This window comes from Kocuria rosea subsp. polaris (genome assembly GCF_001483755.1).
In the GTDB taxonomy this organism is placed as follows: domain Bacteria; phylum Actinomycetota; class Actinomycetes; order Actinomycetales; family Micrococcaceae; genus Kocuria; species Kocuria cellulosilytica.
This window is the reverse complement of sequence record NZ_LQBK01000033.1, coordinates 153,735-166,970: the sequence shown is the minus strand read 5'-3', so window position 1 is coordinate 166,970 and position 13,236 is coordinate 153,735. Positions and strand designations below refer to the sequence as shown.

The window sequence follows — 13,236 nt, the reverse complement described above, 5'->3', positions numbered from 1 at the left end:
TGATCCGCGCGGCGGCATGGCTAGTCCGCGGCCCCGCCCCGGGGCGCGTGTCGCGGGGCCCCGGCTAGACTGGCGCGCGTGCGCTTTCTCAACACCCCCACCTCCGACCTGACCTACAGCGACGTCTTCCTCGTCCCCTCGAGCTCCCGGGTCACCTCCCGCTTCGACGTCGACCTCACCCCGCGTGACGGCACGGGCGCCACCGTGCCGCTCGTGGCCGCGAACATGACGGCGGTCACCGGCCGCCGGATGGTCGAGACGCTCGCCCGGCGCGGCGGACTGGGCATCCTGCCGCAGGACATCCCGCTCGACGTCATCGCCGACGTCACGTCCTGGGTCAAGGACCGCTCGCCGCGCTTCGAGACGCCCGTGGTCCTCGGCGCCGAGGACACGGTCCACGACGCCCTGGGCATCATGCACAAGCGACCCCACGGCGCCGTGGTGGTGTGCGGGCCGGACCGGGCCTACCGCGGGGTGGTGCTCGCGGCCGACTGCACCGAGGTGGACCGCTTCACCCAGCTCGGCTCGATCATGCGCACCGACGCCCCGGTGTTCTCCCTGGCGGACGTCCGGGCCGGCTCCGGCGACGACGTCCTCGCCGCCGCCTACGACCGGCTGACCCAGACCCGCGCCCACGTGGCGCCCGTGCTGGACGGGGACACGGTCGTGGGCGTGCTGACCCGCAAGGGCACGGTGCGCTCCACCATCTACACCCCCGCGCTGGACGGCGCCGGGCGGCTCCGGGTGGGCGCCGCCGTGGGCATCAACGGGGACGTGCGGGGCAAGGCCAGGGCCCTGCTCGACGCCGGGGTGGACGTCCTCGTCGTCGACACCGCCCACGGCCACCAGCGCAAGATGGTGGAGGCCCTCGAGCAGGTGCGCGCCGCGGCTCCCGACGTGCCCGTCGTGGCGGGCAACGTGGTCACCGCGGACGGCGTCCAGGACCTCGTCGACGCCGGCGCGGACATCGTGAAGGTGGGCGTGGGCCCCGGCGCGATGTGCACCACCCGGATGATGACCGCCGTGGGGCGGCCGCAGTTCTCCGCCGTGCTGGAGTGCGCCGAGGCCGCGGCGGGACTGGGCCGGCACGTCTGGGCGGACGGCGGGGTCAAGCACCCCCGGGACGTCGCCCTGGCGCTCGCGGCCGGCGCCAGCCAGGTGATGGTGGGCTCCTGGTTCGCCGGCACCCACGAGGGGCCCGGCGAGCTCAACGTGGACGCGGACGGGCGCATGTACAAGGAGAGCTTCGGCATGGCCTCGACCCGCGCCGTGCGCGAGCGCACCCGGGGCGAGGGCGCCTTCGCCCGCGCCCGCAAGGGCCTGTTCGAGGAGGGCATCTCGAGCTCCAAGATGTACCTCGACCCCGAGCGCCCCGGCGTGGAGGACCTCGTGGACCAGATCACCGCCGGCGTGCGCAGCTCCATGACCTACGCGGGGGCCACGACCCTCGAGCAGTTCGCCTCCCGGGCCGTGGTCGGCATCCAGTCCGCCTCCGGCTACGAGGAGGGCAGGGCGCGCGCCGTCAGCTGGTCCTGAGCCGCGCGCCGGGCGGGCCCCGCTCCGGTACTCTGGAGCTCTCATGGACTCGTTCAGTAGTTGCCGGCCCGGCCGCGGCGTCCCCCGCCGCGGCCCCCGCGCCGGCTCACCCACCGTCCCCCGCCCCGCCCCCGCCCCCGGCCGCACGGCCCCGGCCCCCGCCCGGCGGGCCGCCACGGGAGGCCGCTCCTGATGGAATGGCTGCTCCTGGCGGCGGGCCTGCTCCTGATCCTCGGCACGGGCTTCTTCGTGGCCGTCGAGTTCTCCCTCGTGGCCCTCGACCAGACCACGGTGCGCCGTGCGGTCGCCGAGGGCGACCGGGCCGCGGAACCGCTGCTCAAGTGCCTCAAGTCCCTGTCCACGCAGCTCTCCAGCTGCCAGCTCGGGATCACCCTGACCACCCTGCTCACCGGCTACACCCTGGACCTCGCGCTCCAGTCCTTCCTGCGGGAGCCGATCGCCGAGCTCACCGGCCTGTCCGTGGCGGCCGCCGGGGGAGCGACCCTGGCGCTGTCGATGCTCATCTCGACGCTGCTGTCCATGCTGCTGGGCGAGCTCGTGCCCAAGAACTGGGCGATCGCGGAGGCGTTCCGGGTGGGCCGGCTGGTCGCCCGCCCCCAGCTGGTGTTCACGGCGGTGTTCAAGCCGTTCGTCGTCACGCTCAACGGCGTGGCCAACCGTGTCCTGCACCTGTTCGGGATGGAGGCCAAGGAGGAGCTCTCGGGCGCACGCTCCCCGGAGGAGCTGTCCTCGATGGTCCGCCGCTCCGCGAAGATGGGCACCCTGGACGCCGGCACCGCCGCGTTCGTCGCCAAGACCCTCACGTTCGCGGAGCGCACGGCCGCTGACGTCATGACGCCCCGGATTCGCGTGCAGATGCTCGACTCCCACGAGTCCGTGGCGGACGTCGTGGCCGTGGCCTCGCGCACCGGCCACTCCCGCTTCCCCGTGATGGACGACTCCCCGGACGACGTCCGCGGCGTGGTGCACATCAAGAAGGCCGTGGCCGTGCCGTCGGAGCGCCGCGCCGCCCTGGAGTGCGGGGCGATCATGGAGGACGTCCTGCGCGTGCCCGAGACCGTCCACCTGGACTCGCTGCTCGTGCAGCTGCGCTCCGGCGGGCTCCAGATGGCCGTGGTCGTCGACGAGTGGGGCGGCACCGCCGGCGTCGTCACCCTCGAGGACCTCGTGGAGGAGGTGGTCGGGGAGGTCTCCGACGAGCACGACCGGCTCAGCCTCGGGGCCCTGCAGTCCGCGACGGGCGAGTGGTACTTCCCGGGGCTGATGCGCCCCGACGAGGTCTCCGAGCAGATCACCGAGCTCGACATCGAGGACGGGCCCGCCTACGAGACCATGGGCGGTTTCATGATGGACCGGCTCGGGCAGGTCCCGAGGACCGGGGACGTGGTCCCCGTCCAGGGCGGCGTGCTCGAGGTCGCCCGGATGGAGGGACGCCGTGTGGACCGCATCCGCTTCGTCCCGTCCCCGGAAGAGCACGAGGACGCCGCCGCGGGCGCCCGCGAGGACAGCGCACGGGAGGAGGACGCACGATGAGCGACTGGGCAGGCCTGGCATGGCTCGTGGTGCTCCTGGCGGGCAACGCCTTCTTCGTGGGCGGCGAGTTCGCCGTCATGTCCGCGCGGCGCAGCCAGATCGAGCCGCTGGCCGAGGACGGCAACAAGCGGGCCCGGACCGCGCTGTACGCGATGGAGCACGTGTCCCTGATGCTGGCCTGCTGCCAGCTGGGCATCACCGTGTGCTCCCTGCTGATCCTCAACATCTCCGAGCCGGCGCTGCACCACATCGTCTCCGGCCCGCTGGAGCACCTGGGCGTGCCGGCCGAGGTCGCCGACGTCAGCGGGTTCCTCACAGCCCTGCTCGTGGTGACCTTCCTGCACGTGGTGTTCGGGGAGATGGTGCCGAAGAACATGTCGGTGTCCGCCGCCGACCGGGCGGTGCTGCTGCTCGCGCCGCCGCTCGTGTTCGTCTCCCGGGTGGTGAAGCCGGTCATCGCCACGCTGAACTGGTCGGCGAACCACGTGCTGAAGCTGATGGGCATCGAGCCGAAGGACGAGGTCTCCTCGACCTTCACCCTGGACGAGCTCCAGTCCATCGTGGCGGAGTCCACGAAGGAGGGCACCGTGGCGGACCAGACGGGCCTGCTGTCCGGCGCGCTCGAGTTCTCGTCCAAGCGCACCGCCGACGTCATGGTGCCCCTGCACGAGCTCGTGACGCTGCCCGAGGACGCCTCCGCGGCGGAGGTCGAGAAGGCGGTGGCCCGCACGGGCTTCTCGCGCTTCGCCCTCACCGAGGACGACGGCGAGCTCAACGGCTATCTGCACATCAAGGACGTCCTGTCCATCCCGGAGAGCCGCTACAACGAGCCGGTGCCGGTGACCCGGGTCCGCTCCCTGGCGAACCTGCGCCCCGGCATCGAGATCGACGACGCGCTGGCGGCCATGCAGCGCACGGGCTCGCACCTGGCGCGCGTGGTCGACCCGGGCGGGCAGACCCTGGGCGTGCTCTTCCTCGAGGACGTCATCGAGGAGCTGGTCGGCGAGATCCGCGACACCACCCAGGACCGGCGGCAGCGCCGCGGGGACCGGGTGGACACCTCGGAGCCGCCGCGCTGAGCGGCGGACCGGCACCGGCCCGGTGCGCGGACTGCCGGCCGTGCGCCCGCGGGGCCGGTGCGGGGCGGGCTCAGGCCAGGACGCGGACGGCGGCGGGGAGGACGTCCACGCGCACCGGGAGGGGTCCCAGGCGCTCCCCGTCGGCGTAGACGGTGACGTCCGCGGCGTCCACGGACACGGAGCGGACCCGCTCGATCCGCACGCTCGGCAGCGTCACGTGCCGGCCCGAGAACAGTCGCGGGAACAGGAAGAGGAAGCGGGCCCGGCCCAGGGGCGCCACGGTGAACAGCTCCAGCAGACCGTCGTCCGCCCGGGCCGCGGGCACGATCGTCAGCCCGCCGCCGATCGACGAGGTGTTGGCGACGTTCAGCAGGACCCCCTCCCGGCGCTCCGTGCGGCGCTCGCCGCCGGCGTCCTCGATCTCGAGCCGGTAGCGGACGGTGCGCAGCCGCACGATCTCCACCAGGACGGCCAGCAGGTACTTGGTGGAGCCGCTCAGGCGCAGCCACCGGTTGGCGCGCTCGTTGACCACGGCGTCGAAGCCGGCGCACAGGGCGGTGGCGAAGACGGCCGTGCGCCCGTCCGGGAAGCGCACCCGGCCGACGTCGAGGCGGCGCGGCCCGGGATCGTCGAGCCGGCGCAGGATCCGGCCCGCGGCGGCCACCGGGTCCCGCAGCGGGACGCCGAAGTGGCGGGCCAGGTCGTTGCCGGTCCCGCACGGCACCACGCCCAGCGGGATCTCGACGCCCTGCGCGGCGAGCTCCACGAGCACCCCGAGACCGGCCTGGACCATCCCGTCCCCGCCCACGACCACGAGCGCCCGGGTCGAGAGGGCCCGCACCCGCAGGTGCTCGCGGACCAATGCCAGCAGGGCGTCGAGGTCCCCCGCGGAGAGCACCACGGTCTCGTCGCCGCCGGTGCGCAGCAGCTCGGCGGCCCGGTGCGCCTCCGCCAGGGCGCGGCCGCGGCCGGCGCGCGGGTTGACCGCGAGGACGAAGACGCCGCGGGACGGGCCCGGCTCAGCCATCGGCCCGTCGCGCTCCGCAGGCGGCGCACAGGCCGGTGATCTCCACCGTGTGGTCCACCTCCGTGAAGCCGTGGGCGGCGGCGGTGCGCCCGGCCCACTCCTCGACGGCCGGCGCCTCGAGCTCCACGGCGGCGCCGCAGCGGCGGCACACCAGATGGTGGTGGTGGTGCTCGGCCGCGCAGCGCCGGTAGATGGCCTCGCCGTCGTCGCTGCGCAGCACGTCCAGCTCCCCGAGCTCGGACATCGACTGCAGGATCCGGTAGGTGGTGGCCAGGGAGACGGAGTCGCCGCGCTCCCGCAGCAGGGCGTGCAGGTCCTGCGTGGAGATGAAGTCCTCCCGGGACGCGAGGGCCTGGGCGACGGCACGGCGCTGCCGGGTGTTGCGGACCTCCCCGGCGCCGCCCCCGCTGGTTCTCACGCTCACGCCTCGTCCTCTCGTCGCCGGTGCCCGGGCAGGCCACCAGCTTAACAAGGACCGCCCGACACGTCCTCCGCCGTCCTGGGGGCCGGGACGGGGCCGGGGATAGGGTGGGCCCATGGAGCTGATCAAGTACACCCACTCGTGCGTGCGGCTCGAGAAGGAGGGCCGGGTCCTGGTCATCGACCCGGGCACGTTCTCCGGGCCGGACGAGCTGACGGAGGCCCTCGACGGGGCGGACGTCCTGCTGATCACGCACGTGCACCCCGACCACCTCGACCCGGAGCCCGTGCACGCGCACCTGCGGGCGCACCCGGAGGTCGAGGTGCACGCCCCGGCTCCGGTGGCCGCGGGACTGCGGGAGGCCCTGGGGGAGGGCCACGCGATCCACGACGCCGAGCCCGAGACCGTGCTGGAGGTCGCCGGCTTCACCGTGCGGACGTTCGGCGGCCAGCACGCGCTGATCCACCCGCTGATCCGCACCGTGGACAACATCGGCTACCTGGTCGACGACACCGTCTACCACCCCGGCGACTCGCTCGTGGTCCCGCACGGGCTCTCCGCCCCCGTGCTGCTGGCCCCGATCCACGCGCCCTGGAACAAGCTCGCGGAGGTCGTCGACTTCGTGGTGGCCGTGCGCCCCGAGCGGGTGCACCAGATCCACGACGGACTGCTCTCCGACAACGGCTTCGGCGTGATCGAGGGGCAGCTGCGCACGTTCGCCGCGAAGTACGGGGCCGAGTACCGCCACCTGGCCACCGGCGAGCGCGTGCGCCTGTAGCCGCGGGGCCGCCGCCCCCGGAGTCCGCGGACCGACCCGATCCGACCACCGAGAGGAACCACCTGTGAGCACCGTCTTCACGAAGATCATCGAGGGGGAGATCCCCGGCCGCTTCGTCTGGCAGGACGAGCGCTGCGTCGGCTTCCTGTCGATCGACCCCCTCTCGCAGGGCCACACCCTCGTGGTCCCGCGCGAGGAGCACGACCACTGGATCGACCTGCCCGAGGACCTCGCGGCGCACCTGATGGTGGTCTCCCAGCGGATCGGGCAGGCCATCGACGCCGTGTGGCGGCCGGCGCGGGTGGGTCAGATGATCCAGGGCTTCGAGGTCCCGCACACCCACGTGCACGTGTGGCCGGCGAACTCGGTGGAGCAGTTCCAGTTCGCCAACGTGCTCCGCGACCCGGACCCCGCGTGGATGGACGAGGCCGCCGAGCGGCTCCGGGCCGCCCTGGTCGAGGCCGGGCACGGGTCCTCCGTCCCGCAGGCGTGACCGCAGGACGCCGACCGGGGCAGGCGCGCACGGACCGCCGGCGGGTCAGGCCCGGGCGGCCTCGAGGGCGTCCTTGAGGGCCTTGCGGATCCGCTTCTCCGAGACGGTGTGGGCGGTCCCCAGCTCCTGGGCGAACAGCGAGACCCGCAGCTCCTCGATCATCCAGGCCACCCGGCGCAGCTCGGCCGGGACCGGGGCGTGCGGCGGCAGCGAGTCCAGCGCGGCGTCGTAGTCGTCCTCGAGCTTCTGCACGGCCAGCATCCCCACCGTGTCCCGCTGGAGGTGCCCGGCGAGCTTCTCGAGCCGCACCTCCATCGCCCGCACGTAGCGCGGCAGGTGCTGGAGCTGGTCGTAGCCGGTGGCCGCGACGAAGCCCGGGTGCACGAGGTGCTCCAGCTGGGCCTTGACGTCGTTGAGCGAGTTCACCGCGGCGAGCGAGGAGGACCGCTTCAGCTGCTTGCGGATCCGGGCCGCCCCGGAGAGCACCTGCTCCACGAGCGCGGTGACCTGGAAGACGGTGTCGATGAGCTCCGCCCGGACGTGCTCGTGCAGGGCGTCGAACGCGGCACGGGTGAACGGGGGCTCGGGCGGGGTGAGCTTGTCGATCGCGGCGACCGTGCAGTCCGCGATGAGCTCGGCGACCGACCCGTGCGGGTTCTGGGTGAAGACTAGCTTCTCCCGGTTGTTGAGGTGCTCCAGCACGTACCGCTCGGGGGAGGGGATGCGCAGCTGCAGCAGGGTGATCACCCCGCGGCGCTGCGCGGCCCGCTGCTCGGCGGCCGAGGGCAGGATGCGCACGGCCACCGTGGTCTCCCGGCCCGCCGCCCGCTCCGCCGAGCCCCGGGGGCGCTCGGGGACCAGCGCGGGCCACCCGGTGATCCGCTGGCCGGCCACCGTGGTCTCGACGCTGCGGGGCAGGTCCTCCTCCGGCCACCCCGTCAGGCCCGAGCGCTCGAGCGCCGGCGCCGCGGGGGCCGCCGGCGGCCGGGGCGCCGGGGTGCGCGGGTCCTTCCGGGCGGGTCCGCCGGCCGGGGGCCCGGAGGGGGTGCCGGGCACGGCGCCGAGGGACTCGGCCAGGGCGGCGCGGATCTCGTCGTGCAGCTGCGCCCGGAGCGCCTCGAGGTCCTCGCCCTCGCCCAGCACCCGGTTGCGGCGGTCCCGCACCTCGAAGCGCATCCGCAGGTGGGCCGGGACCGCGTCCCGGTTCCACGACCCCGGCGGCACCACGTGGCCCCGCAGCCGGCGCAGGACCAGCTCCAGGGACGGCTCGAGGGCGTCGACGGCCGGGTCGAAGTCGGCCTCGAGCATCGCCACCGCCTGGCGGGCGACGTCGGGGGCCGGCACGAAGTTGCGCCGCACGGCCTTCGGCAGGGACTTGATGAGCGCGGTGACGAGCTCGGTGCGCAGGCCGGGGATCTGCCACCGGAACTGCTCGGGGTCGATCTGGTGGAGGAACAGGACGGGCACCCGCACGGTCACGCCGTCGGCCTGGTCGGCGCCCGGGGCGAACTCGTAGGCGAGGTCGAGCACCAGCTCCCCGTCGCGGGTGCGCCGGACCCACTGGCGCGGGTACCGGGACTCGTCGTAGCCGCCGGCCTCCTCGTCGATCAGGTCCTCGGGGTCCAGGTCCAGGAGGTGCTCGTCCTGCTGCCGGGCCTTCTTCCACCACGCGTCGAAGTGCCGCGCGGAGACCACGGACGCCGGGATCCGGGCGTCGTAGAACTCGAACAGGGCCTCGTCGTCGACCCGCAGGTCCTTGCGGCGCAGCCGGTTCTCGAGCTCCTCGACCTCGGCCAGGCGCTTGCGGTTGCGCGCGAAGAACCGGTGCCGGGTCTGCCAGTCGCCCTCCACGAGGGCGTGGCGGACGAACAGCTCCCGCGCGAGGGCGGGGTCCACCCGCCAGAAGTTGATCCGGCGCTGCGCCACGACGGGCACGCCGTAGAGGGTGACCTTCTCGTAGGCCATCACGGAGCCCTGCGCCCGGGACCAGTGCGGCTCCGAGACGCTGCGCTTGACCAGGTGCGGGGCCAGCTCCTCGGCCCACAGCGGGTCGATCGCGGCGTTGACGCGGGCCCACAGCCGGGAGGTCTCCACGAGCTCCGCGGACATGATCCAGTCCGGGGACCTCTTGAACAGGTTCGAGCCCGGGAACACGGCGAAGCGTGAGCCGCGCGCCCCCTGGTACTCGCGCTTGCGCTCGTCCTTGAGCCCGATGTGGCTCAGCAGCCCGGCCAGCAGCGAGACGTGGATCTCCCGCTCCTTCCCGGAGGGGTCCACTTCGCGGCCCTTGCCGACCCGGATGCCGACCTGCTGGCCCATCTGGCGCAGCTGGGCGTAGAGGTCCTGCCACTCGCGGATCCGCAGGAAGTTCAGGTACTCCCGCTGGCACAGCTTCCGGAAGCGGGTGGAGGACAGCTCCTCCTGCTGCTCCTGGACGTAGCGCCACAGCAGCAGCCAGGACGTGAAGTCGGAGTTCTCGTCGAAGAACCGCTTGTGCAGCTCGTCGGCCTGCTGGCGCTTCTCGAGGGGCCGCTCCCGGGGGTCCTGCACGGTCATCGCCGCGGCCAGCACCATGACCTCCCGCGCGCAGCCCCGCCGGTCGGCCTCCACGATCATCCGGCCCAGCCGCGGGTCCACGGGCAGCTGCGCCAGCTGCCGGCCCACCGGGGTCAGCGGGCCGCGGCCGTCGTCGTCCCGGCGTCCGCGCGGGGACGCCCCCCGGGGCTCCTCGAGGGCGCCGAGCTCCCGGAGCAGGGCCACGCCGTCCTTGACGGCCCGGGACTCGGGCGGCTCCACGAACGGGAAGCGCTCGATGTCACCGGGCTCCTTGACGACCCCCACCGAGGTCATCTGCAGGATCACGGCGGCCAGCGAGGTGCGCAGGATCTCGGGGTCGGTGAACTCCGGGCGGGAGAGGTAGTCCTCCTCCGAGTAGAGCCGGATGCAGATGCCGTCGGAGACGCGCCCGCAGCGGCCCGCGCGCTGGTTCGCCGAGGCCTGGGAGATGCGCTCGATCGGGAGCCGCTGCACCTTGGTCCGTGCCGAGTAGCGCGAGATGCGGGCCGTGCCGGGATCGATCACGTACTTGATGCCCGGGACGGTCAGGGACGTCTCGGCCACGTTGGTGGCCAGGACGATCCGGCGACGGCCCGACGGCGCGAACACCCGGTGCTGCTCCGCCATGGACAGCCGGCCGAACAGGGGCAGGATCTCGGTGTCGGCCAGGGCCCGGACCCGCTTCAGGGTGGCCTGCAGCGCCTCCTGGGCGTCGCGGATCTCCCGCTCCCCGGCGAAGAAGACGAGGATGTCCCCGGGCGGCTCGGCGGAGAGCTCCACGACGGCGTCGCACACGGCGTCGATCGGGTCCCGGTCCTCGTCCTCCAGCCCGTCGCCGGCGTCCTCGGCGTCCTGGCCGCCGTCCCCCGACCGGGACTGGGCGAGCGGGCGCCAGCGGACCTCCACCGGGTAGGTGCGGCCCGAGACCTCGATGACCGGCGCCGGCGCCGGCTCGGCGCCCTCGGCCGGCTCCGGCGCGAAGTGCCGGGCGAAGCGCTCCGGGTCGATCGTGGCCGAGGTGATGATCACCTTGAGGTCCGGCCGGCGGGGCAGGATCCGCCGGAGGTAGCCCAGCAGGAAGTCGATGTTCAGAGAGCGCTCGTGGGCCTCGTCGATGATGATCGCCGAGTACTTCTGCAGCAGCCGGTCGTGCTGGATCTCGGCGAGCAGGATGCCGTCGGTCATCAGCTTGATCCGCGAGTCGGCGCCCACCTCGGAGGTGAAGCGCACCTGGTAGCCGACCGTGCCGCCGATCTTCTCGCCCAGCTCCGAGGCGATGCGCTCGGCGACCGAGCGCGCGGCGATCCGCCGCGGCTGGGTGTGCCCGATCAGGCCGCGCTCGCCGAGGCCGAGCTCGAGGCACATCTTGGGGATCTGGGTCGTCTTGCCGGAACCGGTCTCGCCCGCGATCACCACCACCTGGTGCGCGGAGATCGCGTCCATGATGTCCTCCCGGCGCGCGGAGACCGGGAGGTGCTCGGGGTAGACGACGGCGGGGGGGCTGCTCAGGGATGCTGACATGACCCCCCGATCCTACCGGGGACACGGCCCGCGGAGGGCCCGGCCCCGGTGGACGAACGGGCATCTCCGACACGCCGTCGGCGCCGTTCTGTCACCACTTGTGAGCTGCCTCTCATTTTGTGAACTAACGGCAGGTAATATCGCTGACACCACTCGTTCTCGAAAGGATCCACCATGAAGCGACTGTTCCCGATGACGGCGGCCCTCGCCTCCACCGCCCTGCTGCTCACGGCCTGCGGCGGCTCCGAGACCGGGACCGCCGGCGGCGGAGGAGGCACCGGCGAGGCCGTCGAGGAGGCCACCGTCGGGATCAGCCAGTTCGTGGAGCACCCCTCGCTCGACGCCGCGCGGGAGGGCTTCGTCGCCGCGCTCGAGGAGGGCGGCTACACGGAGGGGGACAACCTCACCCTCGACCTCCAGAACGCCTCCGGCGACCAGGGCACCTCCACCAGCATCGCCTCCAACATGGCGTCCTCGGACGCGGACCTCGTCCTGGCCATCGCGACGCCCTCCGCCCAGGGCGTGGCCCAGGCGGTCACCGACCGCCCGGTGCTCTTCACGGCCGTCACCGACCCGGTCGAGGCCGGTCTGGTCGACTCGCTCGAGAACCCCGGCGGCAACGTCACGGGCACCACCGACATGAACCCGGTCGCCGAGCAGATCGCGCTGATCAAGCAGCTCGACCCGGACGCGAAGTCCGTCGGGATCATCTACAGCTCGGGCGAGACCAACTCCCAGGTCCAGGTGGACATGGCCAAGGAGGCCGCCGCCGACGAGGGGCTGGAGGTCGTCGAGAAGGCCGTCACCAACACCTCCGAGGTGGCCCAGGCCGCCGAGTCCTTCGACACGGACGCGATCTACGTGCCCACCGACAACAAGGTGGTCTCCGGCCTCGAGGCCGTGATCGCCGCCGCCGAGTCCAAGCAGATCCCCCTGATCGCGGGCGAGGGCGACTCCGTGGAGCGCGGCGCCCTCATCACCCAGGGCATCGACTACGAGCAGCTCGGCCGGCAGACCGGGGAGATGGCCGTGCGCATCCTCGCCGAGGGCGCGGACCCCGCGTCCATGCCCGTCGAGTCCCAGGAGGAGACCGAGCTGATCATCAACCTCAGGGCCGCCGAGCGGATGGGCGTCGAGGTCCCCCAGGAGCTGCGCGACTCCGCCGACCAGGTCATCGAGTAGTCTCCGGGCGGGCCGGGACGGCGCCGGCGCCCGGTGACCCCGGGCGCCGGCCCGCCCGGCCCCCTGCACGCCCCACCCCGACGGGGGGCGCGCCCGCCCGATCGGCGGACGGACCCCGTCCCACCTCCAACCAGAACGGATCCAGCAGAAGTGATAGCCGGTATCGAACTCGGACTGCTCTACGCGGTCATGGCGCTGGGCGTCTACCTCACGTTCCGGGTGCTCGACTTCCCCGACCTGACGGTCGACCAGTCCTTCACCACGGGCGCCGCCACCACGGCGATGATCATCCTGGGCGGCGGCAGCCCCTGGCTCGCCACCGCCGCCGGCTTCGTGACCGGCGCGCTCGCCGGGCTCATCACGGGCCTGCTCCACACCAAGGCCCACATCAACGGGCTGCTCGCGGGCATTCTCACCATGACCGCGCTCTACTCCATCAACCTGCGCGTCATGGACGGGCGGGCGAACCTGTCCCTGCTGCGCGAGGACACGATCTTCACCCCGCTCGCCGAGCTGGGCGTGCAGGGCACGTGGATCGGCATCGCCCTGTTCCTGCTCGGCGTCGCCGTGGTCAAGGTCCTCCTCGACTGGTTCCTCTACACGGACGCCGGGCTCGCGATGCAGGCCACCGGCGACAACCCGGAGATGATCCGCTCCTTCGGCGTGAACACGGACCACCAGAAGATGCTGGGCCTGTGCCTGTCCAACGGGCTCGTGGGCCTCGCCGGGTCCCTCGTGGCCCAGTACCAGGGCTTCGCCGACATCGGCATGGGCATCGGCCTGATCGTGGTCGGGCTCGCCTCGGTGATCCTCGGCCAGGGGCTCTTCGGCTCCCGCACGGTCGTGGTCGCGACCCTGGCCGTCGTCCTCGGCTCGGTCGTCTACCGGCTGGTCATCACCGTGGCCCTGCAGGCGGGCCTCAACCCGTCCGACATGAAGCTGATCTCCGCGGTCCTCGTGGTGGCCGCGCTCGTGGTGCCGCAGCTGCAGTTCTTCCGGCGCCGCAGGGAACGGCACCAGGCGAGCGAGGCGGCCCGCCTCGTCGACGACCTCACCGACACCCCCGCGACCACGAAGGCAGGTGCCTGA

Annotated in this window: 10 protein-coding genes; 7 read left to right on the top strand and 3 right to left on the bottom strand. The window is 73.1% G+C overall.

The features are described from left to right. Positions 1-78: 78 nt before the first annotated feature. The 3 genes from guaB1 to AVL61_RS12970 all read left to right on the top strand — a co-directional run bounded on the left by guaB1 (position 79) and on the right by AVL61_RS12970 (position 4,169). On the top strand, positions 79-1,536 hold the full coding sequence (guaB1, locus tag AVL61_RS12980; protein WP_058874733.1) for a GMP reductase: 1,458 nt from the start codon (positions 79-81) through the stop codon (positions 1,534-1,536). A 192-nt stretch (positions 1,537-1,728) separates the two neighbouring features. Beyond that, positions 1,729-3,090 carry a hemolysin family protein gene (locus AVL61_RS12975; RefSeq protein ID WP_058874732.1) on the top strand — a complete coding sequence of 454 codons (1,362 nt, stop codon included), beginning with the start codon at positions 1,729-1,731 and terminating at the stop codon, positions 3,088-3,090. Beyond that, entirely contained in the window at positions 3,087-4,169 is a 1,083-nt protein-coding gene (locus AVL61_RS12970) for a hemolysin family protein (protein ID WP_058874731.1), read from the top strand. Before AVL61_RS12975 ends, AVL61_RS12970 begins: the two co-directional genes overlap by 4 nt. A 70-nt stretch (positions 4,170-4,239) precedes the next feature. Here the strand turns inward: AVL61_RS12970 and AVL61_RS12965 are convergent, their stop codons facing one another. Continuing rightward, a complete protein-coding gene (locus AVL61_RS12965; protein ID WP_058874730.1) occupies positions 4,240-5,196 on the bottom strand; it encodes a diacylglycerol kinase family protein in 957 nt (318 codons plus the stop codon). Continuing rightward, complete coding sequence (locus tag AVL61_RS12960) at positions 5,189-5,620, bottom strand: Fur family transcriptional regulator (protein ID WP_058874729.1); 432 nt, start codon at positions 5,618-5,620, stop codon at positions 5,189-5,191. Before AVL61_RS12960 ends, AVL61_RS12965 begins: the two co-directional genes overlap by 8 nt. A 112-nt stretch (positions 5,621-5,732) precedes the next feature. On the opposite strand from AVL61_RS12960, the gene AVL61_RS12955 reads away from it, so the two are divergent. Both AVL61_RS12955 and AVL61_RS12950 read left to right on the top strand, forming a co-directional pair. After that, a complete protein-coding gene (locus AVL61_RS12955; protein WP_058874728.1) occupies positions 5,733-6,395 on the top strand; it encodes an MBL fold metallo-hydrolase in 663 nt (220 codons plus the stop codon). Between the two features lie 64 nt (positions 6,396-6,459). Then, a complete protein-coding gene (locus AVL61_RS12950; protein ID WP_058874727.1) occupies positions 6,460-6,888 on the top strand; it encodes an HIT family protein in 429 nt (142 codons plus the stop codon). Positions 6,889-6,933: 45 nt separating this feature from the next. Here the strand turns inward: AVL61_RS12950 and hrpA are convergent, their stop codons facing one another. Further along, the gene (hrpA, locus tag AVL61_RS12945) at positions 6,934-10,965 is read right to left on the bottom strand and encodes an ATP-dependent RNA helicase HrpA (RefSeq protein ID WP_058874726.1); all 4,032 of its coding nucleotides are present in this window, start codon (positions 10,963-10,965) and stop codon (positions 6,934-6,936) included. A gap of 174 nt (positions 10,966-11,139) precedes the next feature. Here hrpA and AVL61_RS12940 point away from each other — a divergent pair, with 174 nt between their 5' ends. Next, on the top strand, positions 11,140-12,147 hold the full coding sequence (locus tag AVL61_RS12940; RefSeq protein WP_058874725.1) for an ABC transporter substrate-binding protein: 1,008 nt from the start codon (positions 11,140-11,142) through the stop codon (positions 12,145-12,147). Positions 12,148-12,297: 150 nt separating this feature from the next. Next, positions 12,298-13,236, top strand: a complete 939-nt coding sequence (locus AVL61_RS12935; protein ID WP_058874724.1) for an ABC transporter permease — start codon at positions 12,298-12,300, stop codon at positions 13,234-13,236.

Coding starts and splice junctions, on each gene's coding strand:
- AVL61_RS12975 (WP_058874732.1), top strand. CDS start 1,729: ATGGAATGGCTGCTCCTGGCGGCGGGCCTGCTCCTGATCCTCGGCACG.
- AVL61_RS12970 (WP_058874731.1), top strand. CDS start 3,087: ATGAGCGACTGGGCAGGCCTGGCATGGCTCGTGGTGCTCCTGGCGGGC.
- AVL61_RS12965 (WP_058874730.1), bottom strand. CDS start 5,196: ATGGCTGAGCCGGGCCCGTCCCGCGGCGTCTTCGTCCTCGCGGTCAAC.
- AVL61_RS12955 (WP_058874728.1), top strand. CDS start 5,733: ATGGAGCTGATCAAGTACACCCACTCGTGCGTGCGGCTCGAGAAGGAG.
- hrpA (WP_058874726.1), bottom strand. CDS start 10,965: ATGTCAGCATCCCTGAGCAGCCCCCCCGCCGTCGTCTACCCCGAGCAC.
- AVL61_RS12940 (WP_058874725.1), top strand. CDS start 11,140: ATGAAGCGACTGTTCCCGATGACGGCGGCCCTCGCCTCCACCGCCCTG.